The sequence below is a fragment of the Saprospiraceae bacterium genome (assembly GCA_016719615.1).
Lineage (GTDB): Bacteria > Bacteroidota > Bacteroidia > Chitinophagales > Saprospiraceae > Vicinibacter.
Genome location: JADJYQ010000006.1, coordinates 425159 through 451436, shown reverse-complemented (window position 1 = coordinate 451436; position 26278 = coordinate 425159). Strand labels below are relative to the sequence as shown.

The 26278-nt window shown below is 36.9% G+C and carries 18 protein-coding genes and 2 pseudogenes; 15 read left to right on the top strand and 5 right to left on the bottom strand.

What is annotated here, in order from left to right:
- Nucleotides 1–53: 53 nt before the first annotated feature.
- The 3 genes and pseudogenes from IPM92_14495 to IPM92_14485 all read left to right on the top strand — a co-directional run bounded on the left by IPM92_14495 (nucleotide 54) and on the right by IPM92_14485 (nucleotide 1418).
- Nucleotides 54–266, top strand: a complete 213-nt coding sequence (locus tag IPM92_14495; protein ID MBK9109540.1) for a type II toxin-antitoxin system HicB family antitoxin — start codon at nucleotides 54–56, stop codon at nucleotides 264–266.
- A 395-nt stretch (nucleotides 267–661) separates the two neighbouring features.
- Nucleotides 662–1240: pseudogene (locus IPM92_14490) on the top strand (zeta toxin family protein).
- Nucleotides 1227–1418: a hypothetical protein gene (locus tag IPM92_14485; protein MBK9109539.1), complete on the top strand. Its 192-nt coding sequence runs from the start codon at nucleotides 1227–1229 to the stop codon at nucleotides 1416–1418. Before IPM92_14490 ends, IPM92_14485 begins: the two are co-directional and overlap by 14 nt.
- A gap of 338 nt (nucleotides 1419–1756) precedes the next feature.
- Here the strand turns inward: IPM92_14485 and IPM92_14480 are convergent.
- Nucleotides 1757–5115: pseudogene (locus IPM92_14480) on the bottom strand (isoleucine--tRNA ligase).
- A gap of 333 nt (nucleotides 5116–5448) precedes the next feature.
- On the opposite strand from IPM92_14480, the gene IPM92_14475 reads away from it, so the two are divergent.
- The 11 genes from IPM92_14475 to IPM92_14425 all read left to right on the top strand — a co-directional run bounded on the left by IPM92_14475 (nucleotide 5449) and on the right by IPM92_14425 (nucleotide 16266).
- A complete protein-coding gene (locus IPM92_14475; GenBank protein ID MBK9109538.1) occupies nucleotides 5449–5676 on the top strand; it encodes a hypothetical protein in 228 nt (75 codons plus the stop codon).
- Nucleotides 5677–5967, top strand: a complete 291-nt coding sequence (locus tag IPM92_14470) for a type II toxin-antitoxin system RelE/ParE family toxin (protein MBK9109537.1) — start codon at nucleotides 5677–5679, stop codon at nucleotides 5965–5967.
- A 169-nt stretch (nucleotides 5968–6136) separates the two neighbouring features.
- Nucleotides 6137–7207: a hypothetical protein gene (locus IPM92_14465; protein MBK9109536.1), complete on the top strand. Its 1071-nt coding sequence runs from the start codon at nucleotides 6137–6139 to the stop codon at nucleotides 7205–7207.
- A gap of 170 nt (nucleotides 7208–7377) precedes the next feature.
- Complete coding sequence (locus IPM92_14460) at nucleotides 7378–8376, top strand: NAD-dependent epimerase/dehydratase family protein (GenBank protein MBK9109535.1); 999 nt, start codon at nucleotides 7378–7380, stop codon at nucleotides 8374–8376.
- 148 nt (nucleotides 8377–8524) lie between these two features.
- A complete protein-coding gene (locus IPM92_14455; GenBank protein ID MBK9109534.1) occupies nucleotides 8525–9574 on the top strand; it encodes a hypothetical protein in 1050 nt (349 codons plus the stop codon).
- Nucleotides 9575–9823: 249 nt separating this feature from the next.
- Nucleotides 9824–10366: a cupin domain-containing protein gene (locus IPM92_14450; protein ID MBK9109533.1), complete on the top strand. Its 543-nt coding sequence runs from the start codon at nucleotides 9824–9826 to the stop codon at nucleotides 10364–10366.
- A gap of 226 nt (nucleotides 10367–10592) precedes the next feature.
- Nucleotides 10593–11846, top strand: coding sequence for an alpha/beta hydrolase fold domain-containing protein (locus tag IPM92_14445; protein ID MBK9109532.1), 1254 nt, complete (start codon nucleotides 10593–10595; stop codon nucleotides 11844–11846).
- 297 nt (nucleotides 11847–12143) lie between these two features.
- Nucleotides 12144–12569 (top strand): DUF1801 domain-containing protein, encoded by a 426-nt coding sequence (locus IPM92_14440; protein MBK9109531.1) that lies wholly within the window; start codon nucleotides 12144–12146, stop codon nucleotides 12567–12569.
- 96 nt (nucleotides 12570–12665) lie between these two features.
- Entirely contained in the window at nucleotides 12666–13619 is a 954-nt protein-coding gene (locus IPM92_14435; protein ID MBK9109530.1) for a PD40 domain-containing protein, read from the top strand.
- A gap of 173 nt (nucleotides 13620–13792) precedes the next feature.
- A complete protein-coding gene (locus tag IPM92_14430) occupies nucleotides 13793–14227 on the top strand; it encodes a helix-turn-helix transcriptional regulator (GenBank protein ID MBK9109529.1) in 435 nt (144 codons plus the stop codon).
- A gap of 755 nt (nucleotides 14228–14982) precedes the next feature.
- Nucleotides 14983–16266 (top strand): DUF2130 domain-containing protein, encoded by a 1284-nt coding sequence (locus tag IPM92_14425; protein MBK9109528.1) that lies wholly within the window; start codon nucleotides 14983–14985, stop codon nucleotides 16264–16266.
- Between the two features lie 578 nt (nucleotides 16267–16844).
- On the opposite strand, the gene IPM92_14420 is transcribed toward IPM92_14425, so the two are convergent.
- Entirely contained in the window at nucleotides 16845–17480 is a 636-nt protein-coding gene (locus tag IPM92_14420; GenBank protein MBK9109527.1) for a hypothetical protein, read from the bottom strand.
- Nucleotides 17481–17719: 239 nt separating this feature from the next.
- Here IPM92_14420 and IPM92_14415 point away from each other — a divergent pair, with 239 nt between their 5' ends.
- Nucleotides 17720–19003: a T9SS type A sorting domain-containing protein gene (locus IPM92_14415; protein ID MBK9109526.1), complete on the top strand. Its 1284-nt coding sequence runs from the start codon at nucleotides 17720–17722 to the stop codon at nucleotides 19001–19003.
- 125 nt (nucleotides 19004–19128) lie between these two features.
- Here the strand turns inward: IPM92_14415 and IPM92_14410 are convergent, their stop codons facing one another.
- From IPM92_14410 to IPM92_14400, 3 genes are all read right to left on the bottom strand, one after another.
- Complete coding sequence (locus IPM92_14410; GenBank protein ID MBK9109525.1) at nucleotides 19129–23310, bottom strand: T9SS type A sorting domain-containing protein; 4182 nt, start codon at nucleotides 23308–23310, stop codon at nucleotides 19129–19131.
- A 354-nt stretch (nucleotides 23311–23664) separates the two neighbouring features.
- Complete coding sequence (locus tag IPM92_14405; protein MBK9109524.1) at nucleotides 23665–25776, bottom strand: zinc-dependent metalloprotease; 2112 nt, start codon at nucleotides 25774–25776, stop codon at nucleotides 23665–23667.
- Nucleotides 25764–26273 carry a hypothetical protein gene (locus IPM92_14400; protein ID MBK9109523.1) on the bottom strand — a complete coding sequence of 170 codons (510 nt, stop codon included), beginning with the start codon at nucleotides 26271–26273 and terminating at the stop codon, nucleotides 25764–25766. Before IPM92_14400 ends, IPM92_14405 begins: the two co-directional genes overlap by 13 nt.
- Nucleotides 26274–26278 lie beyond the last annotated feature (5 nt).

Genomic DNA, 26278 nt, shown 5'->3' with positions numbered 1-26278 from the left:
ATTGATGTAATTTTACTCTTAAATCAATTTATACTCCTTCGAAACATTTCCAGATGTACACCTATAAAATTCATTTACACAAAGAAGAAGAAGGAGGTTATACTGTAATTGTTCCCGCCCTTCCTGGTTGTATTACCTATGGCGAAAATGTGGATGAGGCCGTTGCGATGGCCAGAGAAGCCATTACTTTGTATATAGAGGAATTAAAAGACAGGGGAGAATTGATTCCGGATGATAGCAATACATTAGAATATTCATTGAATTAGGAATTGAATGAATCTAAGTCCTAAATATTTGATCAAAATTTTAGATGAGGAGGGATTTGGTTTGTCGGAAAAAATAAATCTGAACTTACATCATCCGTTATTTTATAAATTGATTGTGCTTTCATAAAAGCAATATAAGCGTAAATAAATTATTTTTTCCCTTTGAACAAAATACAGTACTATAATGATATTCCTCCTATTATATATAGTCATAGAAGTTTGACAGATTTTATTGCAATTATAACAAGAGCCGCATGTATTTTAAAGCTGAAACCCATACCCTCATTTTATCAGAAATCAGTTTTTAATATTTGCAATTCAAACTTCATCAACCTCTTTCGCAGGTGAACTATTTAAATCAATTTATACGAAGTAATTTAGTATTTTTGTAATTAATGAAAAAACTGTTTATTATAGCAGGCTGCAATGGAGCAGGAAAAACAACAGCTTCTTACACAATTTTGCCTGAAATTCTGGATTGCAAAGAATTTGTAAATGCAGATGAGATTGCCAAAGGCTTATCCCCATTTCAGCCTGAAAAAGCTGGAATAGAGGCAGGAAAATTAATGCTGGCTAGAATTAAGAAACTATTAAAGACAGGAACTAGTTTCGCATTTGAAACTACACTCTCTACAAGAAGCTATATTGAATTAATTAAAGCTGCTAAGGATAACGGATATCAGATTACATGCCTATTTTTTTAGTTGCACTCAGAAGAATTGGCAATATTAAGAGTTATGACTCGAGTAAAAGAAGGAGGCCATAATGTTCCCGAAGAAATAATAAGAAGGCGTTATAAAAGAGGACTTCATAATTTTTTCGAATTATTTTTGCCTAAATTAGATAATTGGTTATTTGTAAATAATTCCGGGGATAAATATGAAATAATTTCAGAAGGAACTATTAACGAAGTAAAAATCCATAATTTCGTAATTTGGAACACTATTAAAAAAAAATATAATGACGACAAATGAACAATTTAAAGAAGAAAGAGACAAAATTGTTAAGGGTCTTGAAGAGTGCTATAAAAAATTGATCGAGTTTAAAAAACTAAAGAATAGTCCCTTGGTAGTGATGAGAAATGGAAAAATTGTAGAATTAAATCCAAATGATGTTTTACCTACCACCATGTACAGTCGAAATGGAGATTGAAGTTCATTTTGGGTAAATGTTGAAAATTATTTTACCCTTCGTTTTGAGATAGGTTGGGTTCGGTTTGATGTACGGGATGGGTTGAAATATTAAAATGCGTTTGTATTTCCGGTTCGGAATGGGGTTCGGGATGGGTTGAAACCCATCCCTATTGATAATTTGTGTTAAATTTAATGATTCTCCTTTTGTTTTCGGCATTTTTTATCAACCCGAAATTTTCGTTTATGAATACGGCTGAAGCCGTCTTGCGGGTTTAGATTAGATGTTCTATGAAAAATATCTTCTATATCCAAATACCATCAATAGCCTCCAGCTTCAGCTGGAGGACTCATTAATATTCATTTCAATTCAACGTGTATCCCGATTTTTTGATCATCGAGCCAATCGATGTTATCCTGATTGTCTGATGTTTGCTGTATAATCGAATCTGCCAAAACTTCATTGCAGATGAGATCCAGGTATCCGGATAGTGCAAGTTCAATGTCAGGATGTGCTTGTATTTGAATCTGTATCCGGTCCGTGACGTTAAATTGTTTTTCCTTGCGGATGTTTTGAATTCGGTTGATCAATTCGCGGGCATAACCTTCTGCCAATAATTCGTCATTGATGGATATATCAAGTGCGACGGTAAGGGGTCCGTCGGTACTTACCAACCAACCGGGGATGTCTTCTGAAAGAATTTCGACATCTTCGAGTAGGATTGGAAATGTTTGGGCTTCAAAGTTGAGTTCGACTGCATTTCCTTTTTCTAGTTTTTGAATCATCGATGCATCAAAGGCTAGAATGGCCTCTGCTGCCTCTTTCATGTGTTTGCCTAATTTTTTGCCGAGCGTTTTAAAATTGGGTTTGGTTTTCTTTTCACCAGATCTGTATCAGCAGAAATATAATTGATCTCTTTGATGTTGACTTCGGCTTTGATGAGTTCTTCAACGTATTTGATATCCGATTTAAATTCATCGGAGAAAATTGGAATCAGGATTTGTTTCAGCGGTTGTCTGACTCTGATGCGCTGTGCTTTTCGCAATGATAATACGAGACTGCAAATGCGTTGTGCTAAATCCATTCTGCGCTCAAGGGCTTCATCTACGTATTCCAAATTGGCCACTGCCAAATCGCTGAGATGCACAGAATCATGGCGCATAGAAGAATTCGCAGAAAGCCCATTACTTCGCAAAGTGTCTGTTAGATTTTTGTATAACCAGTCACCCATAAATGGTGCTAAAGATGCCATGAGCTGACTTACTGCCTTCAAACATTCAAACAGCGTTTCAAAAGCTGCTTGTTTGTCGGTTGAGGATTCCGATTTCCAGAACCTGCGACGAGACAACCGCACATACCAATTGGACAAATCATCGCCTACAAATTTCTCGATAGATCGTGCAGCTTGTGTGGGCTCATAAGCATTCATGTTTGCCCTGTATTCTAAAATGACATTCTGCAATTTGGAAAGTATCCACCGATCGAGTTCTGCGCGTTGTGCTACAGGAATGGTATTGATTTCATTAAAAACAAACGCGTCAATATTGGCGTATATGGAAAAGAAAGAATAAGTATTAAACAGAGTGCCGAAAAATTTATTCCGCACTTCTGTAATTCCTTCCAGGTCAAATTTGAGATTTTCCCAGGGATCTGCATTGCTTAAAAGATACCATCGCGTAGCATCTGCGCCGTATTGTTTGAGTGTGCTGAAAGGATCCACCACATTGCCTTTGCGCTTCGACATCTTCTCCCCGTTCTTATCCAATACCAAACCGTTTGAAACTACGGTTTTATAAGCAACGTTATCGAAAACCATTGTTGCAATTGCATGCAAAGTATAAAACCAACCTCTGGTCTGGTCAACACCTTCTGCGATAAAATCAGCAGGAAACTCTCTGCTCAAATCTTTTTTCTCAAAGGGATAATGCCATTGTGCATAAGGCATCGACCCAGAGTCAAACCATACGTCGATCAGATCGAGTTCTCTTTTGAGTACTTCATTACTTTCTTCAGATACTAAAACTATTTCATCGATATAAGGTCTGTGCAAATCCTGGGGCACTGATTGTTGAAGACCCAGTTTGACATTGGCTTTTTCAATTTCTGTTTGTAACTCTTCTATTGAACCTATGCATTTTTCAACGGAGCCCTCTTCATTTCTCCAGATAGGTAGTGGAATGCCCCAATAGCGCGACCGCGATAAATTCCAGTCCTGAATATTTTCCAGCCAGTTGCCAAATCTTCCGGTGCCTGTGGCAGCCGGTTTCCATTGAATGGTGTTGTTGAGGGCAATCAGGCGATCTTTTACTGCAGTGACCTTTATGAACCAGCTGTCGAGTGGATAATATAAAACCGGTTTATCGGTCCGCCAGCAATGTGGATAATTGTGTGCATATTTTTGCGAATGTAAAAGCTGTCCGCTCTTTTTCATTTTGATGACCAGACGTTCATCTACCGACAAATAGCGTTCCAGACCTAATCTCTTTTTTTCAGCTTCCTTCTCATCATGACTCAGATAAGCTTCCTTTACATATTCACCTGCAAAATCATAAACCTCCGAAGTAAATTTTCCCTGCCGGTTAACGAGTGTTAGGCTGCCGATGCCATACTTTTTAGCTACACGCATATCATCTGCTCCGAAAGAAGGCGCAATATGGACGATACCCGTTCCTTCTTCAGTAGAAACAAAATCTCCGAGTAAAACTCTGAAAGCATCTCCATCAGAGGGGATGGCATAATCGAATAAGGGTTCATACTTCAAGCCTTCGATATGAACGCCCGTTAGTTTGTAATTTAAACGATGAAAGTAGGTTCTTTTTTCATCAACCGCAGGCAATGCATCTTCAACTTCATTTTCCGGTTTAAACCAGCTATGTAACAAATCTTTAGCCATCAGTATATTCTGAAGTTGATGGGTATAAGGATTGTAACATTCAACGATGAGATATTCTACGGATGCACCAACGGCCAGAGCGGTATTGCTGGGAAGCGTCCATGGTGTAGTCGTCCATGCCGCGATATAAAAATCGAGATCGCCGAATAATTTTTGTTGGTCGGTATTGTAAGATTCTTTCTTGACCTTGAACAAAGCCACGGCCGATACATCTTTGACTTCGCGATATGCACCGGGCTGATTCAATTCGTGCGAACTCAAACCCGTTCCGGCAGCGGGGGAAAAGGGTTGAATGCTATAACCTTTGTATAAATAATTCTTTTTGTAGATCTCCTTGAGGATGTACCAAACAGATTCGATGTACTCATTTTTAAAAGTAATATAAGGATGTTCGAGATCCACCCAATAACCCATACAGCGCGTCAGATCGTCCCATTCATTTTTGAAACGCATGACCGTTTCGCGACACTTGGCATTATAGTCATCGATAGAAATTTTGACACCGATGTCCTCCTTGGTGATTCCCAGTTCTTTTTCTACACTCAGTTCGATGGGCAGTCCGTGTGTATCCCAGCCCCCTTTGCGGTGAACTTGTTTCCCGATGAGCGTTTGATAGCGACAAAAAATATCTTTTACCGTACGCGACATTACATGGTGAATACCCGGTTTCCCATTTGCAGAAGGCGGACCCTCATAAAACACAAAATCAGGAGCACCATCGCGGTTCTCAATGCTTTTCTTGAAAATATCCTGCTCTTCCCAAAACGCCAACATTTGCCGATCGATTTCCGGTAATTGCAACGATTTGTACTCTCTGTAAATCATTTTTTGGACTTTAAAGGATGCAAAGATAATGAAAGGTGTAATTTCAGATTATGTTTCTGATTTTGAGGGATTTAGGGGAGTTTTTAAGAAAGGGCATGGGGAAAGCTTGATTTGGTGGCAATTTTAAAAATTTATAAATTTTAGATTGCGTCTCATGACGATTCAGTGCAATTATGCAATGTCAAATTTAACGGACTAAAGTATATTTGTACAATACCGGTATAAAGCTTTGTTTATCCGGCTTTTTGGGTTTTTGGAAGAAGATATATACTGGATATAAACGTGTTATGCCATACCGGCCAAAATAAATTAAATTGCTATTTTTGTAGAATTATGACAAAGAATACTTTGATAAAGGATATTAACACTCTACTGGAATCCATTGAAGACCTAGATAAACTGGAAGCCATTTATGAGCTGATTGAATATTATAGAAACACAAAGGATACTAGGACTTGGAATTATTTAACCCAAGACCAAAAAGACCACATCCTAAGAGCTTTTAACGAATCAGAGAATGACGATAATTTGGTTTCAATGAATGAAGTATTTAAGCGATAAATGGAAATACGCTTTGCAAAAGCCGATACGTTTGATTTAAATAACATTCTAGAGTATCTGACAAATGAATGGGGAGAAAAGGCAGCCATAAAATTCCAGTCCAAACTTGAACACCTAATAAATTTAATAAGTTCTAATCCTTATCTAGGAGTTCTAGAGAATTCTCGGAATAGGATTAATAGCATTTTATTGATTAAAAATATAAGAGTATATTATAGGATCCACGATGAAAAACTTATTATTCTTTCATTATTTGATGTAAGACGGAATCCAAATATAAGACCAACATGACATGGCCGGCAAGGTATAAAATAGCATGCAAGCCAACCGCCTAATGCGACCTAGATGGAATTTTGTTTGGCATGGTTGTAAATGAAAACGGATTGTTTTACTTATGGCATAGAGGGAAGGCGGCCGTCGTGTATGCTGGACCGTTATCTATAACCATAAAATACGAAAAATGAAATTCACATTTAGAAATATCTTTTTACTGTTTTTAGTTTCAACATTTATTTCTTGTATCGGACAAGTAAAAAATGACAAACCATCATCCGATGATGAGAAAGTTATAGAAGTAATCAAATTTCCAGTTCCCAAAAATGGGTTTTCAAATGCTTACCTGGACAAAGACGGCACTATTTGGTTTAGCAGTAATGGCGGTGGTATATATCATTATGATGGAAAAGCATTTAAAAACTATACCGAGGAAAACGGATTGAGCAGTAACCAAGTCTATTCCATCACCTCCGACCATAGAAATAATATGTGGTTCGGAACTCAAAACGGTTTAACCAAATACGACAGAAAACAGTTTGAACATATTGCTCTACCCTACCAAGATACCACTACAGGTTGGATTAGCACTGTGTACCCCACTCTAAGCCCAAATGCAGCTTATGCTTTAGCAACCGATAACAACAACAATTTATGGATTGGAACTGGAGGAGCTGGTGCTTATTGCTATGATGGGAAAAGCTTCAAATCATATTTAACCGAAATCGGACAAAAACAAGAAGATAGTTTGTTTCACAATTGGATTCCTTTTATAAGAAAAGCTAACAAAGGAAAAATGTGGTTTGCATCAATGACTCATGGAGGAGTCAGTCAATTCGATGGTAAAGTATTTACACAATATTTGATAAAGGATGGATTAAGTGAAGACCAGGTACGAACAATTTACTGTGACAAGACCGGAAAGATATGGTTTGGGTTTAACGGAAATAGAAACAGCGGATTAACTGTTTATGATAGTAGCTCATTCAAAACTTATTCTGTTGAAGACGGACTTTGCAATAAGCAGATTCGTGCAATTTATGAAGACAAAAATGGCAATCTTTGGCTGGGAACAGGAATGGGAAACTTATGCATTTTTGATGGTCAAAAGTTTTCTGAATTTAACTACAACGGAAAAGCCTTCTCTGATGTGTTATTCATTCTTGGTGATTTTGAATACAATATTTGGTTTGGGGGAGCAAATGGAATATGGAAATATGACGGAGAAACAGTAACTGAAATGACAACAAATAAATAATAGAATGGCTAGAGCTAACATCGCTTACAATAAATTGGCGTTTCAGTGCTTAAATGAAGATTTGTGCTTCGTATCAAGTTCAACTGTGGCAAACAGTTTTCGTCTCCGAAATCGCCACCTTCGGGTAGCTGCAAAACGTTAGCTGTTATTAAACAAGACATTAATCGATTATGGAAAAAATATTGATTTTAGGAGGCACAAACTTTATTGGGCGTAACTTAATTGAAACATTATTACCACTTGATAATTTTGAAATTACAATCTTCAATCGAGGAAAGAGCAATCCTGATTTATATCATGAGATAAGAAAAATATATGGTGATAGAAATACGCCTGAGATAGATTCAATTTTTACTCAAAACTGGGATTATATTGTTGATTTGTCATGCTATTTCCCAAACTCCTTGAGTAAGATTACTAAGCAACTAAACAATTCTTTAAAACGATACATATTTATTTCAACATGCTCAGTTTATAATAACGACTTGAATAAAACCATATTACGTGATGAAAATTCGCCTACACTTAATTGCAGTGATGACGAAAGAACAGATTCTTCATTGGCAACATATGGAAAAAGAAAAGCAGAATGTGAAAAAATATTACAGCAAAGTGGTTTGCGATACAGTATTTTACGACCATCATTAGTCTATGGACAATATGATAATACAGATAGATTATATTATTGGCTTTATCAGATAAAAAGCGGACATGATGTACTGATTCCGAACAGAGGTGAAAGTCTGTTCTCAGTAACATATGTAAAAGACTTAGTAAAGGCAATAATCGGAACATTGATTGAAGAAATGGAATCTGATATATATAATGTTACAACGTATCCTAAACTTTCGATTTCAAAATTAATCTCAACTATTGTTGGAATTACAGGAAAACAACCTAAAACATATGCCGCAGATTCTGGATTTCTAAAAAGCCATAACATTTCTGAATGGACTGATTTGCCATTATGGTTAGATTGTGATTATTTTACCTATGACAACACCAAAGCGAATCGTGGATTAAACATTGAGTTTACAGACTTTGATGTTTCAATAAAAGAGACTTTTGACTACTACCACAATTTAGAGTGGAAAGAGCCTATTTATGGAATTTCTGAAATAGTTAAAATGCAATTAATAAATAAACTAATAAATATTAACAACAGCTAACTGCACCTACAACAAATTGGCGGTTCAGTGCTTAAATGAAGCTTTGTTCTTCGCATCAAATTCAGTGCTGACAAACAGTTTTCGTCTCCGAAATCGCCAACTTCTTGTAGCTGCAAACCGTTGTGCGTCATATTAAAACCAAACATAAATGAAAATTTTACTCTTAACATTAATGACAGTTTTATTGGTTTCTTGCATATCGCAAGAGAAGAAAACGGAAACTGAAATAAATGAAAAACCGACTGAAGTACAAAACGCTTCGCAAATTGACGATTATGTTGTAGAAACATTCCAAGACTCTAAAGGAAATCTATGGTTTGGAACTTTAGAGAAAGGCGTGGCAAAATATGACGGAAACAAATTGACCTATTTGACAACAGAAGACGGATTGCCGAGCAATCGTGTAACAAGGGTCATTGAAGATGATTCAAGCAATTTATGGTTTGGAACAGGTGGTGGAATATCAAAATTTGATGGAAAATCATTTACAAACTATTCTGAAAAAGATGGACTTTGTAGCGATATGGTGAGTAATTTATTTATCGACAGCAAAGGAACTTTTTGGATTGGAACTTGGGGCGGAGTTTGCAAATTTGATGGAATTCAATTCAAAATATTTGCAATTCCTTATCCGAAAGTAGAAACTAAAATTAACCCAGACACCAAAGATTGGATAACCTCAATTGCAGAAGATTCAGAAGGAAATATTTGGTTTGGAAGAGATGGTTATGGTGCAAGCAAATTTAACGGAATATCATTCGTTCATTTTACTACGAAAGAAGGATTAAACTCAAACAATGTCCAATCAATTGAACCTGATAATGAAGGAAACATTTGGATAGGAACAAGAGTAGCTGAAAAAGACAATGCTGATACAAAAAAGCGATTTGGACAAGGTGGACTAAATAAATTTGATGGAGAAAAATTCATACACTTTTCCGAAAGACAAGGTTTAAGCGAAAATGATGTTTATGAAATTTACAAAGACCTTTCAAACGATTTATGGTTTAGCACAATAAGTAATGGAGTTTATAAACTCGAAAAAAAAGAGTTTGTAAATTATGATGTACCCACTTCGACAATGAGTTTTCTAAAAGATAACGAAGGCAATATTTGGTTAGGGTGTGCAGGTGTATTGTACAAAATTGACAAAAATGGAGAAACAATAAACATAACTACAAACGGACCTTGGAACTAAAAATACGAACGCCCAACATGGCATAGACTCTACACCGCAAAGCATCGAAAATCATTCTATTTTAATTTTCAACGGTAATGAAATAATTATTTTTTACTTTTTGGCTGCTAATGGTTTGGCGGTGCAGCGTCTACGCCAATATCCGTTGCATCATTTTTGCCCAAAGTGCTAACATCAAATGATCTGGAATAAACGACAAAGCTGGAACTTAAAAACAAAAATTTTAAACACAGAATTAAATAAGGGAAAATGAAATCTATAACTCTAAAATCAACAGGTGAAACAATCACCTTTGTAAAGACAGGTAAAGACACTGAAGGTGCATTTACAGAAATTATCTGCATCATTCCGGCTGGACAAGAAGGTCCACCGCCTCATATCCATCCATTGCAAGATGAAATTTTTGAAGTTATTGAAGGCAAACTTGAACTTTCGGCTAATGGCAAGAAAATTGTTCTTGAAGAAGGACAAAGTTTTAATGTTATAGCAAACACGGCACACAGCTTTTCAAATCCGCTTGACAGAGAGACAAAGCTTAGAGCCACATATAAACCTGCACTTGACATTGACTATATGTTGGTACAGGGTTTTGACTCATTAAACAGTCAATCTAATCCCAATAAGCCGGGTTTTCAGATGATAGTTGATTTCGACTTTATACTCAAACAAATTCACGGACAATACAAGTTTGCTGGTGCGCCCGGTATTATATTCACGATTTTTGCAGCTATCGCAGGATTATTTATCAAACCTAAAGTGAAATCGCTTAAAGACCACAAAGCTTCGTTCTAAAATAGCAAATCAATTATTCAAACAACTTTATGAAAAACCGATTAAGTCAGATTGCATTGATAGAGTAGCACGAACGCACACAGCACTAACCCACATGTGGTGGTTCATGGAATAAATCAAGCTTTGTATTTCTTTCAAAATGCGTACTTGGTTGACAGTAAAGTTTTTCGAAATCGCCACCTTCAGATAGCCGCAAACTGTTATAAGCAATTAATACAGATACGACATGAAAAATAAATATTTTTTCTTATTGGCAGTTTTCTTTGTTCTAAATGTAAAAGCTTTTGGACAATATTGCACTAGTGATACGAGATATACCGAAGTTGAATATTTCGATTCTAATGAAATTACTACTGGAGCCAATATTCAATTTGGCATTGCCATTGACCACTTTGGTAACCCCGACACATTACTTATGGACTTATATTATCCAAATCTGGGAATTGATACATCGCCAAAGCGCCCTTTTATTATGTTGTTTCACGGTGGTGGTTTTTCATCTGGTGACAAACAATCTGGGGACATAAAAGATTTATGTATTCTCATGGCAAGGAGAGGTTTCGTTTGTGCTTCTGTAAATTATCGACTTGGTTATGATTTTACCGAATACGGTCAGTATAAAGCGAGATACAGAGCAATACAAGATGGACATGCTGCAATGCGATTTGTAGTTAACAATGCAAATGCCGTTAGAATTGATACCAGTTGGTTATTTGTTGGTGGACAAAGTGCAGGTTCTTTGCTTGCTCTCGGTATGGTTTATGCAGACCAATTTGAACTTGACAGTATATCCTTGTTGTATAATGCAACTGCTACAAGTGTAGAATTAGGAAAACTTTATACATCAGGCAATAATTTGACTAATACTTATTCTTTCAAAGGAATTTTTAATAATTGGGGTGGAATTACCGAAAGCGAAGTAGATTTTGATGAAATGCTTCCAACAATTGCGTTCCATGGAGAACTTGACACAACAGTTTTAATTGATGCAGACAATTCCTTTTTGCATTATACTTTAAATGGTTCTAGGGCTATTCATTATGACTTAATATCAAATCATGTTTGTAGCGAAATAACAATAGATATAACTGGCGGACACGGTATTTTTAGAAACGCCAGTAGTGTATTCAGAGGTGCAAGAGCAAGTTGCTTTTTTAAAAGTGTTTTTTGTAATAATTGTGTTGACTTTTATACAACGGACTCTATTCCTTCAAATTGCACTTTACCACTAAATGTTGACTACAATAGTTTTACCCCTAATATTAAAATATTCCCAAATCCAGTTGAGAATTCATTCAAAATTGAAGGAGTTAAAAGTGCATTAGATATCTCAATTTACAATGCAGTCGGACAGCTGGTTTATAAAGAAAAAACATACGATGGAGAAGTTCAAATTAATTTAATGCCAGGACTGTATTTTCTTACCATTAGACAACTTGAATTACATAAATCATATACGACTAAACTGATCAAAAATTAAGCGCTTAAAACAACTAAGTTTTCGTTGCATACTTAGTACGAACTATGAAAACGCTGTTGTACGAATCTTGCGGTAACTCATGTTGGGACGCTTGGAGTGAATTGTTATCTATGGGGATGTTGTTTGAAAGTTAAGATTGTTTTTAGACAGACTTGTAAAAGAATGGAGTTTTGGATATGATTACTTTGATCTGAGTTTGATTTTTGCTACATTCGCGGAGCAGAAGGACTCCTAATTGGACTGGCAGAACAAATCGGCAATAAAACAGCGACAGATATTTTGGAAAATTCCTGAAAGATGAATATTCAATCACAAATCAAAGAATATATTGCTAGCCAAGCCGAACCAAAACGTGAAGACGTTGAATCCTTGCACAAACGCATATTAAATGTAATGCCCAAATGTAAATTGTGGTTCTTAGACGGCAAAGACGATAAAGGCAAAGTTGTTTCCAATCCTAATATTGGTTACGGAATTCAAACCATAAAATATGCTGACGGCAAGACCAAAGAGTTTTATCAAATTGGTATCAGTGCAAACACGACAGGAATATCTGTTTATATTATGGGAATTCAAGACAAAAAGTATTTACCACAAACCTATGCAAAAACAATAGGTAAGGCAAGTGTAACCGCTTATTGTATTAAGTTCAAAACACTTAATGACATAAATATTGACATACTTGAAGCTGCCATTCGAGACGGTGTTAGGCAGACCTCTTAACCAACAGTAAATTACAAATAGTATGACAAGGACACACCTATTGACCATAAATAACAACGAACAGCTAACCGCATACTGTCCGAATAAAATATATGCATGAAACAATTTATAATTATGCTCCGACATTTAACAACAACTGCGATTATTTTAATTGCAATTAGTTTCCACCTATCTTGTGTGACTAGTTCTAAAACATCGAGAACAAACATGAATGACTCTTTACCTAGCGGTACCATCTCATTTTTAACAACAAGGGACGGCAATTTTGAAATTTACACAATGACCGCTGATGGAAATAATATTAAAAATCTGACAAATAACAAGGCATTGGACTTTTGGTCTTCCTGGTCACCAAACGGTAAGTTCATCTTATTTTATTCAAATCGTGACGGCAACAATGAAATTTTCAGAATGGATGCAAACGGTAAAAATCCGATAAATCTTTCAAACCATCCTTCGAATGATTATCTACCCACATGGTCACCAGATGGCAAAAAAATTGCATTTACTTCAGACAGAGACCATAAAAGCCGGGAAATTTATACGATGAATGAAGATGGCTCAGGTATTGTCAGATTATCTAAAAATGAATTTTTTGAAGAAGTACCGACCTGGTCAATAGATGGAACAAAGATCCTTTTTACACGCCAGATTAAAGAGCCGGACGACACATCGCATGCAGCTAATGGTGAAATATTTATAATGGATGCTGATGGAAAAAATGAAAAAAGATTAACTTTTAAGAAAGGTTTTGACTCCGGTGCAAAATTTTCTCCAGATGGAAAAAGAATCGCATTCTACGGACCAACAGAGGATAAAAATTTTGAACTGTTTATAATGAATTCCGATGGTAGCAATGTCATTAACCTTACAAATGACATTTTGGAAGATTATTCCCCTTCATGGTCTCCAGATGGAAAATGGATTGCCTATTCAAGCGGAACATCAGAACAATATGATGTTTGGGTGATAAATGTTGAAACAAGAGTAAAAATTCGCTTGACGAATGTACCAAAGAGAAATGAAACTCCAGTTTGGAGACCCCATTAAAAAACGAAATAGGCCCGCTGGTAACAGTACTTACCAAAAAGCAGCGGTTCTGTGGTTAAATCAAGCATGTGCTTCTATCAAAGTTTGTGTTTTGATGGTAGCAAAGTGCTTCTAAATCGTTACCTTCGGCTAGCTTCAAACCCTTAGCTAACATTTTGATGAAAATAAAGAACATGTTATCAAAATATCAAAAGTATCTTTTAGGAATAGCTCTTTTATTATCGTCTATAGCAATTTCAATTAGGTCAAGTAATGGAAAAATAAACTTGGTATTACACAAATACCCAGCTCTAATCTTTTTGATGGTAGTAATTAGCTCTTTCTTAGTTGCCATCTATTTTCAAATCAATAAAAGGAAAATTTCTAGCCTTTCAAATCAAATTAAGGAGCAGTCCAAAATTAAAAGTGAAGAAATTGATGCGCTCATAAATGGATTGACGGAGAGACAAAGGGAAGTGTATAACCTGATTATTTCGGGCAAGACAAATAAAGAAATCATGACCGAGCTATTTATCGAGCAAAGCACGCTGAAATCACACATTAATCAGATATATAAAAAAATAGAAATCAAAAGCAGGAATGAGTTGAAGTCAAAATTAAAATCTTGATAATCAACATTATAATAAAACCAACCCTTTATCAACCCCAAATTATTTGTTCAAATTGTTGATTTTAGGGAGCTTGCGCCATAAATTTTTATTAAAAAGAAAGTATATGAAAAGTAACTTATTGTACTTCGCAATGTTCCTGCAAATCCTTAGCATTCCAATTAGTGGAAATGAAAATGAAGTGAGTTGGTTATGGGAAAATTTAACTTGGATACCTTTGATGTTAATATTGACTTCATTGTTATGTATAGCACTGTATGTATATAAGACAGAATTAATTAAAAAACGATAGCCAACATTGGGTATCAATTTTGGGGCGGTCAGTGCTTTCCGCAAGCTTTGGGTTCTTAACAGGCTTCGTCTTTGTGGACAAGTTTGCAATCCTGAAATGATCTACGGTGCATATCCGAGTCTGTCACCTGCTGTTTTAGACAACACTGCTAACACCAACATTTCCCATAACTAACAACAACGAAGATCGAGAAAAAAATGGAACTTAAAGCGTTTAACTACTGATGTGATTTTCAATTTAAAAAAATGATCGCACTCAGGAGGGAATACCAAACTGGATCTCTAATATCATTCATTGTGGTCCTTTGTGCCTTCGTGCCTTCGTGGCAATAAATGCCTAATAGCACCTCCAATTTATCTCCATTAAAATGACAGCAAAAATGAATAATTTTAAGGCTCAATCAATATCATCCTATAAACTATATCAAGCCTAATCTCAATAACAATAACCAAACTGAAAATAGATGCACGAAATCATTTGCCCGAATTGTAAAAAGGCCTTTAAAGTAGATGAGGCCGGATTTGCCGACATTCTCAAACAAGTCAGAGATCATCAATTTGAAGAAGAACTGCAAAATCGATTGAACCAGGCTGAAATAGAAAAAAATACCGCTGTTCAACTTGCTGAAGCTAATCTTAGAAACGCGATACAGGAAGACCTGGCAAAAAAAGATAAAGAAATTATCGAATTGCGAGCCAGAAATGAACGCGAACTTTCTGTTCAGCTGGCCAGGAAAGAAGCTGAAATAGCGGAAATGAAGTCAAAAATAGACAGAGCCGAAATAGAGAAAAAACTTTTAGTAACGGAAGCAGTTCAAAAAATCGAAAAAGAACGGGATGAGCTGGCCAATCATTTGAAAAGTAAGGAAACTGAAAAGCAGTTGCTCGAAAAATCATTAATCGAAAAATTTTCTTCCGAGCTGCAAACAAAAGATCATATCATCAAATTGAAGGAAGAAGAAATTGCAATGCGCAAAGACATGAAGCTCAAACTTTCCACAAAAATGATGGGAGAAACGCTTGAACAACATTGTGAAACAGAGTTCAATAAACTTCGCGCCACGGGTTTCCAAAAAGCATACTTCGAAAAAGACAATGATGCGAAGTCCGGTAGTAAAGGTGATTATATTTTTAGGGAAACTGATGATGCAGGAAATGAAATGATTTCCATCATGTTTGAAATGAAAAATGAAGGCGACGAAACATCAAGCAAAAAGAAGAATGAAGATTTTTTAAAAGAACTCGACAAAGACCGCAACGAAAAAAAATGTGAATACGCGGTACTTGTCTCCTTACTGGAAGCAGAAAACGAACTTTATAACGCCGGAATTGTGGACGTCTCATACAAGTATCCCAAAATGTACGTCGTGCGGCCCCAATTCTTCATACCTATCATAACGCTGCTGCGAAATGCAGCCATGAATTCACAGAAATACAAAGCTGAACTGGCTTTAGTAAAAAATCAAAATATTGATATTACCAATTTTGAGGAAAGCCTTCATACTTTTAAAGAAGGTTTTGCAAGAAATTATGAATTGGCAAGTCGCAAATTTAAAACCGCCATCGATGAAATTGATAAAACCATTGATCACCTTCAAAAAACAAAAGATGCTTTATTGTCATCCGAAAACAACCTGCGATTAGCCAACAACAAAGCGGAAGACTTAAGCATCAAAAAATTAATCCGCGGCAATCAAACCATGACCGCAAAATTTGAAGAATTATCGAAACATCCCGAAGAAGAATAGACCTAATGGAGAAAGGCCCTTTTAATATCAATTCATTTATAGCCGGAGTATTAAAAACCATAAGTCATACATTATCTTAAGTCCCAACTCATTTGCGGCAATAAAAATAAAGCCCTTCATAACAAAATCACTCAAAGCCCTAAAAGGGTGAGATTCATTCACGATGGGTGCAGCCCTTCGTGGTAAAATGAAAGGACGATATTCCTAAACGATGGAAACAAAACACCCAAAAAGGGCGGTGTAGCCCTTCGTGACAAAATAAAGGCGTCCCCCCCCCCGGCGGGCCCCCCCCCCCCCAAAAAAAAAAAAGCGGAAATCCCCACTCGGTGGGTGTAGCCCCCTCGCTTCAAAATCACTCAAAGCCCTGAAAGGGCGAGATTCCTTCACGATGGGTGTAGCCCTTCGTGACAAAAACATTTAGATAATCAGACAACCAGCTCGCATTAATAAATCCAAATGTTCAAGATGAGATGTGGGTCAATACTATTGGTATTGGAATGAAAGTTAGGAAATGACATTCAAATGTATGTTCTTCAACCAAATTAAATAAGAAATTGATTTGATCAATTTAATTATAATTATGGGCAGCTAATTGTAACTGTCAATGTAGAACCATATTTAAAATAAGTGACCGCATTAGACCAGTAAACTACTTGGTTTAAATCATTTATATTGATTTTAATATCACCATGATGAAGATCCACCGTGGTTTCGGTGTCGCCTTCGTATAAATGATCGTTAGCAGCGCCATACAACTTTCCGTTTCTCATAATATTAACCCTCATAGGATATGCTACTTTACCTGGTGTTTGACAATTTGGTTCTAGATACACTTTCAATTGAGCATGATCACAATTCAAATTATAATTTAAAGTTTGTCCTGCTTTAACCTGAACCGTCTCCGAAGACCAGGCTGATTTGCCTTCTGAATCTACAGCAGAAATTTTATAATCTTTGTCCGGTTCAACTTCTTTGGTGGCTACCTCGTTTTTACTTGCTGTGCCTATAACTTCTCCATTTAAAGAAACAGTGGCAACTTCGTCTGCTGCTAATTTTCCAACCAAACTAACAGTGATTTGGGTTTTATGCGTTTCTTGGTTAATTTCAGAATCTAAAAGTCCACAACTACTTAGAAAAAATGTCAAGCAAATAGAACTGATGGTATTATATAAAATAGATCGGTTTGAAATGTAGAATGTAATTGGATTTTTCATTGTTTAAATTTAAATAATTTATCGAATGTAGCAAAATAAACCGGGATTCCTGGAGGCGAAGTCAAATATAAAGATTAATTTTATCTTGTAATAAATTATTATCAATTGAATTTAGGTTGATCTTACAGTTATGTTTTAGAGGGGATTTTGAAGAACAAATAGAAGCCTTGCACGCCAATAAAAAAATTGGATTTTAGGCATCTTTGATACTAGGTTATTGATTCATTAAATTATATAAAATGATCAAATCACTTTTCATTTTTGCAACAACAGTTATTAGCCAGATAACTGTTTTTGGACAAGAGCCGTTTAATAAAGATTGGTATGTACCCCTGCCATTGCAATCATATACACCACCAAAGGATACGGCTTTCAAAGAAAACAAATTAATCGTATTCAATATCCTGGATCAAAAGTTTGACACCCTTCAAACCGAAAATTATATGAATCATCCAAAACATAAGTCTTCGCCGCCAAATAATAAGCCGCTCAGCGAAATGAATAAAAATGGAGACATTCCGGATTTTACTTTTTCAAATGTACAGCCTGCCGACCAGCTAGCAGGATTTCCAAATTACCCCAACTCAACTGTTGTAAAAATGTTTATTACATTTTTTAATCCAAAAAACAATCAAAATAGCTTTGGCACTTGCTCAGGTATTATGATTCACCCGGGATTTATTTTGACAGGGGGGCATTGTGTCAAAAGTAAATTTGACTCAAGTTATGCCGTTTCCATCACGGTTATTCCAGCTTACAATTTGGGTAGCCGGCCTTTCGGTCTGACGACAGTGACAAACTGGTATTCCTTTACACAATGGACCCAAAATGGAAATTTGGATTACGACATGGCGATCTTGAGTTTATCCAATCCCATTGGAAATGCCTCAGGATGGTTAGATTGGGGATATCATGCTGATACCAGTTTCTTTACTTCTCCCGCCAATGTATTTTATAGTTTTGGTTACCCCGGATATGATCCCATAGGCAATCCCGTTTTTGAAGAAGGAGAAAGAATGTATTACATGACCGGAAATATGGATTATTGGCAGTCAAAAAATACCATGTGCCATTACAATATTGGTTACCAGGGACAAAGCGGTAGCGGACTATTTTATACTGACTCCACTAATAAAAGTAAGGTATTCGGTGTGTTAAGTCATGGAAATATTTTTCCTCCATATTTTACCTGCCATTGCAGAATGGATTCGAGCATGTTTAATTATTTTAATAGTATAATTCCAACAATAAGCGATATTGAAACGAAGAGTTCCATCAAAAATATTTCAATTTATCCTAATCCTTCTAATAGCATTTTCAATATCGACTTCAGCGAAATACATTACAAAGAAATTGAGCTTCGTGTATTTAATGCTCTTGGAATGCAAATCAAGAAAGCTTCCATAAATCAATTCAACTCCCTTGTAACAATAAACCTGGAATCTTTCCCAACTGGTACTTATTTCATTAAAGCAGGTATTGACGGAAAATTAGTAAATGGTCGAATTTGTAAAACTGATTAAATACTTTTAACGTTAGGCATAATGAGGAATGCTTGATAATTACACAAGAAGCAATAATCAAGATAAACAAAGGATTATAAACCAATCCAAAATCTTTGGTTCATTATAATTTGTTTTAAACTACATCAACGATTAATTATAAGCTGCTTCGTTATTTGATTGATGTCATCAGATACTCTGATTAAATAAATTCCTGAATGCACTTTTAAGGTGTTCAGATCTAACTCTAATTGATTTTGATGGGCGTCAATGTTTACCCTGAATACCAATTTACCAAACAAATCAAACATGCTTACCGTTTTATTTTGTTGCTCAAATCCACTTATTAAAACTGTAGTGAACTCCCTGGAAGGATTTGGTATCAATTCCACATTTATTGAAATGCCCTGATTTCTATTGTTCACATAAGTTTCAACTTTCTGGACAACTCTGTTATTCGTTTCACCAAATGAGTTCAATGTCCAGAACCAATCATTAACCGCTGTTGAATGTTTTGTTCCGCATTGTGAACGCAATTGATAGTGATAAAATTTGTTCGAAGTTAATCCTTCAAATTGATGGGTCCATGTTGGAGGACCGGCAGGGCCACTAAATTCTGTCCAGTCACTCCATGATCCCCAAACTCCAGTCGTAATTTGTTGGCGTATTCTCAATTCATACGTTATCGCGCAGAATCCATCCTTCCATTTGACTTTTGCAGTTGTAGCTGTGGTATCGGTATGATAAACCTGAATGGGTGTGCCACAATTATAAGGCAATACCGTTATTTTTTGGGTACACGTTTTTGTATTTCCGCTCCCATCTGTTGCCTTCCACTTAACCAGAGTAATCCCTAGTTGAAAGGTTCCTGGTGAATTATTTGTTACTGTAGGTGTACCACAATTATCACCAACCCCGGTAGGAGATCCAATATCAACAATGGCTGTGCATTGACCGGGAGAAGTGATTGCACTTTTATTTGGCGGACAAGTTATAGTTGGAAGTTCTGTATCGGTTACGCTGACATTAAAACTACAGGTTTTCATGTTCCCGTTAATATCCGTTACTTTCCATTGAATGTTCGTATTTCCTGGATTTAGCATGATCCCATTTAGACTTCCTGAATTAGTGCCTGTAGTGGCTCCTGATAATGTGTAAATATGTGGGGCGCTGATTCCACAATTATCGGTTGCTGTCGAATTGAATTCGCTTAAAACAATCGTGTACTTACAAGTGCCAACATTAACATCACGTGAGGCCGAAGACGGACAACTAACAACAGGATTGACAACATCGATATAATCCAAAGTTTTTGAATGCACAGCTGTACATCCGTTTCCATCTGTAACGGTAACTGAATAAGTTCCTTCAGCCAAATTCAATAGATCTTGGGGATCGTTATCCGGATTTTCTGCACCGTCATTTGACCAATCGTATGTAAACGGTCCTGTTCCACCCACAATACTTAAATCAATGGAACCATCTGTTACAAAACAATTGCTGGGGTTCACTGCCGTTGAGTTTAAAACAAGTGAAGCGGGTTGTGTGATTGTTGCAGAAATGGTATTTGTACAATTGTTTGCATCTGTCACGGTAACAGTATATCCACCTGCCTGGAGTCCACTTAGATCCTGTGTATCGTTATCTGGATTTTCTGCACCATCATTCGACCAGTCATAGGTATAAGGAGTTACTCCGCCGCTAATTGTTAAATCTATAGAGCCTGTAGATCCTCCATTACAAAATACATTCACTTGCGTAGTGCTCAATGCGATGAATGCAGGTTCAGTAATCGTTGTTGAACTCGTTTTTGTGCAACCATTTGCATCTGTAACGGTAACCGTATAACCACCCGAAGCGAGTCCATTTAAATCTTGTGTATCGTTATCTGGATTTTCTGCACCATCATTTGACCAATCATACGTATAGGGTGATACTCCACCACTTACCGTCAAATCTATAGAACCCGTGGAAGCACCGTTGCATAAAACGTTCACTTGCGTAGAGCTTAAAACAATTAAAGAAGCTTGTGTTATTGTGCTGGTGTTTGTCTTTGTACAACCATTTGCATCAGTTACGGTAACCGTATATGTTCCTGCGCTCAAACCTGATAAATCCTGCGTTGTTTGACCGCCTGACCACATATAAGTATATCCCGGTACGCCACCACTCGGCGATAAGTCTATTGAACCCGTGGAAGCACCATTACATAAAACGTTAACTTGCGTAGAGCTTAACACAATTAGAGAAGCTTGTGTAATTGTGCTGGCGTTTGTCTTTGTACAACCATTTTCATCAGTTACGGTACCCGTATATGTTCCTGCGCTCAAACCTGATAAATCCTGAGTTGTTTGACCACCTGACCACATATAAGTATATCCTGGTACGCCACCACTCGGCGATAAGTCTATTGAACCTGTGGCAGCACCGTTACATAAAACGTTAACTTGAGCGGTGTTCAGAACGATCGCGGAAGGCTGGGTAATGCTTGTTGTAGCAGTCCCTGTTAATGAATTTTGATCAGTCACTGTAATTGTATAACTACCGGGACTAAGCCCTGAAAGATTTTGAGTAGTGGCCCCATTACTCCAAAGAAAAGTATATGGTGAAGATCCATTCACCACTGTAGTTGTTATCGAACCATTTGCAGCTCCATTACACGTTACATGGCTTGGAGTAAGGCTAGGTACGGGAGCTGGACAATAGGGTTTACTATTAGGAATACTTACATTATCAATAGTCATTGATTCTAAATTTGCGTTGAACTGTGCGCAAATTTGGATTTGTATCGTCGAGCCAGAAAGTCCTGTTTTGGTAACCGTAAGTGAACCACCTTGGTCTAATCCTGCATTATATTGGATCGTTCCTAATCCACCTCCAATTAAATTTGGAATCGTTACATAACTACCTCCATCAATACTGTATTTCACATTGATATATTCATCAACCTGAACATCAAAACCGGTCCATGCGAGGTCTACAGAAAATTGTGTTCCGGTATTCAAGTCAACCAATGGACTTGTCCAACATATATCCTGATCAAAGTCTTCGCCTAACAGAACCCCTCCACTGGTGCGAAAAAAGTCGGCATTATCTCTCCCAAATGGTGCCGGGGGCTGAGGTGACCATGCAGTCATTGTCCATGCAACTGCTGAAAAATCATCTACAAAATTTGCCAGATAACCTTTATTGGGAATATTAAATTGTTCGTTGTATGCCACTGATGGTTGTACACCAATGACTACACTTTTTGTAGCTGTACAGGCACTGGCATCGGACACTGTTACAGTATAACTGCCCGCTAGGACTGCTATTAAATCCTCCGCATCGTTATCCGGGTTTTCAGCCCCATCATTGCTCCAGTCATAGGTGTATCCCGGTACTCCACCACTCACATCTAGTCCAATTTCACCATCGGCGTTTCCGCTGCAGCTTGCATCTAATACCTGAGTGGTTAGCACAATAGCCGGAGCATTTGTAATTGTTGCACTCGTTGTTGTAGAACAAGAAGCAGCATCTGTAACTGTGACAGTATAAGTTCCAATGGGTTTGTTGATGAGATCCTGAGTTGTAGCACCATTTGACCAGATGTATGTATACCCTGGAGTACCCGCACTCACCATAAGATCAATGGCCCCGCTGTTTGGATTCGAGCAACCAACTTGAGTGACAACAGTACTTAACACGGGTGCAGCACATCCTACAGTTACACCTGTTTCAGGCACATTGACGTTATCAATGATTATTTTTTCAGCGTTTGCATTGGTAAATCCGCAAACCCTTATTTTTAAAGTACTACCGCCAGTGATGCCAGCCACATTAATCATCACATTATCATCGTGTGGTCCGGGAGGTCCACTAAACAGATAAGCTACAGTAGCACAGGCATTACCCCCTTTAACATTAGGTACCATCGTATAAGCTCCTCCATTTACGCTATAATACACTCTTATATAATCACCAATACAAGTTCCTCCTACTGCATCAACATCAAACCCTACCCAACTTAGATCCATTTTTAAACTAATTGGATTTGCAGCAGCTGTATTAATCAATGGGCTCTCCCAACAAACTTCCTGATCCAGATCAATACATTCCAAAACGCCGGCTGCTGTTGTATTGAAATAATCTGTTGGATCCCGAAGATCAGCTATCTGGCAAGTGCCTGCAGCATCCCATGTTGTTATAGTCCAATTCATAGCTGTAAAGTCATTCACACAATTGATCTTATATCCTTTATCAGTAGTAGAAAAGGTCTCTAAGTATTGGGCGCTTATAATTTCAGTAAAGGCTGAATAAATGAGAAGAAATAATAAGATGTTTTTCATAGAAATATGGTTATTGAAGTTTTGACAAAAAAATCTTTCGAAATTAAGTATTAAAACAAGTCTATGGGATAGGCTTGTAATGGACTTAAAGATAATTTATTATTGAAACAAATTATAAATATTTTGTTCGCTTATTTTTAAGTGTCAGGATATTTTTATAAACATACCTCTGATATGGTAGTATAATAATAACAACTTGACTTGCGTAAATCTAATTTATTAAAGGTATGGCCTATAAATGAATAGTAAATTTATACAAATAAAGTGCTTTTTATGTTAAGGAATCGTAAGCGCCAAAACAAAAAAGCCCATGTTATCACAACACGGGCTTTTATAATGTAATTTAAAAAAATCTTATTTGCTTGAACGCATTCCTTTATTGATCTGATAATGCAAATAAGCGCGATGCGCCTTCGTTGCTTCATCAGAGCCTTTATTGGATTTTAATTTTTTAACCAATCGGGCCAATGATGAAAACACAGCAGCTTTGGTGTCCGTACCATACATAGACATTTTGTTCTCCATGATACCAAGCAATTGTGACACATAAAAATTCTGCAAATTTTTGCGATGACTGTTCACACTTTTATCCCAGTCGGCATTAAATATGGCTGTTTCAAGATCCATCAATACCTCATGTACATCATAAGTATTTCCGTATTGTGCCGTATTGTTGATTCTCCTCAAAGTATTTGCATTGAGCATTGTAATCAATGAATAGGCTTGTAAGCCTAAAATATGTACATCAAGCTTTGGATCTTCAGATCCAAAAAAGAATTGAAATCCTCTTCTTTGTCTTTGCAGATAATTATACAATGATTTTTCAGCATCAAATGCATCAGGAGCAAATATTCGCCTGGCCAAAAGATCCATAGCCTTGCGCTGATATTTTTCATCTACCGGAGTATATGGTAAAGCTCCTGAATTCTGTCCGGGCAAACTCCGATCCAAATAAATGCCACCAATGTAGTTGGCAACAGCTCCCGACATATCATAACGCTGATTGATCAGCGCATAATATTTGACGTTTAGGTTCTCATATGTTTTATCCGGATTCGTAAATTTATTTTTGAGCCCCATCATGGATTTATTGATAAGCTCATATCGTTCTTCTGCATATGTTACCATATCATTACTCATATCCCACACCATCACGCGCGGATCTATACCTCTACCTGGCCGGGTGATATCAGCATCATTTCCAAAAATAAGTTTTGGGTCAGTGCTTCTGGAAATAATTTTTTTCAATCCTTCTGCTTCATCAGCAGCACTAAAAGGTTTATATCCGTATTCGATGGCCCAATGATCATAAGGACCGGCCTTGGTTGTAAAATAATGCGCCTGTTCTGCTTTATTTAAGGCCACATTTACAACGCTGTAATCCATTACAGAACCAATGACGCCTAATGATCCGGTTATATTTTTATCTTTCAATTCTTTTGGACTCAACATATGACTTGATTTCATATTATGGCTAAGTCCTAAAGTATGACCCATCTCATGCATCACCAATTCCGTCATGAACTGATGTAATAAATTTTTCTTTTCTTCTTCTGTTGCGTCCAGCGTTTCTAGTACTGCAGTTCCGAAAGATTGCTGCATTTGCAAACCTTTTCCGGCCATACACAGTCTATGATCATGATGAATAGCATCCTGTTCCATTTGCTCCGCTTGATCCGCTCTGTAGTTGATGTATTTATGCATTCTTTCAAACAAATCAGTTTCTGTAGCTAAACCGCGGAGGAAACTATAATCAATCGTGATATCAGCACCTAATATTTGTCCAGTGCGCGGATTGATAAAACTGGGGCCAATGGCAAATCCCAAATCAGATGAAACCCAGCGAATCACATTATAGCGAATGTCTGCAGGATCCCAATTTGCATCATCCGGCATCATTTTCATAACAACTGCATTTTTAAAACCCGCCTTTTCGAAAGCAGCATTCCATTGGTGACCGGCATCCATAATGGTTTGGCGAAGCTCGACAGGCGTCGTATTTTCTACCCAAAATACAATAGGCTCTATAGGTTCGCTTAGTGCCGCTTTTGGATCTTTCTTTTCCAAATGCCAACGCGTGATAATGTCGTGATAGCGGGGATTTTCAGTGGTAGTCATATTCTCCATCTCTTGCGTAAAATATCCCACCTGTGGGTGTGCAAACCTTGCTTTAAAATTATTTTTCGGCAACTGCACAAAACTATGTTGCATCTTCACTGATATATACCTCGCATCTGTAATGTCGAGTCCACCAAAATTTTGCGGAGTAGAATTTTCGTAGGCAAGATTGACCACGATATCCGTGTTTCCTGGAAAACTTCTGAGTTTTTCGTAAAAGGATTTGTCCTTATTGATAGAACCCAAATTAAGGATGAGCCCCGGAGGAAAACCCGGAGGTAAAAAGGGTTTTACCGGGTCTAGTTTTTCGCTGAGGAATAAATCATCGGCACTAATTAATATTCCCAATGAATCTTCCGCTGCAATTTTTCTGAAAAGAAAATGGCTTCCGATACATCTACATTGGCAGCTTTGCTCAATGGACTTTTCGGATCATAATAAAATGATGCATTGGAACGCACAAATTCAAGGCGTTCAAAATTTTTGCGGATCTTAAACAACCAGGTTTCTCTTATCATATTCTGATTTAGAAAAAGTTCTGCGGGACCTCCCATCGAAAAACTTTGATATAAAAACTCTTCGTTGAATTGATTTTTACGGATGTATAATTTAATTCTTCCGGTAGCCGTATCCTGATATAGAGTGAAAAAGCCTTCCGTTTTCTTACAGGATTTAACCTGGTCTGTAAGGGTCACTTTCTTTGCCGTGTCTTTGGCAGTACTGTCTTTTTTGATTTCAGCTGTTTTCTCAACGGAGGCTTTCTTTTTTGCCTGCGCAAATCCTTTGAAAGGGACTACAGAGCACAACATGCTGAATATCAACAATAAATATAACTGTTTTTTCATGCGTT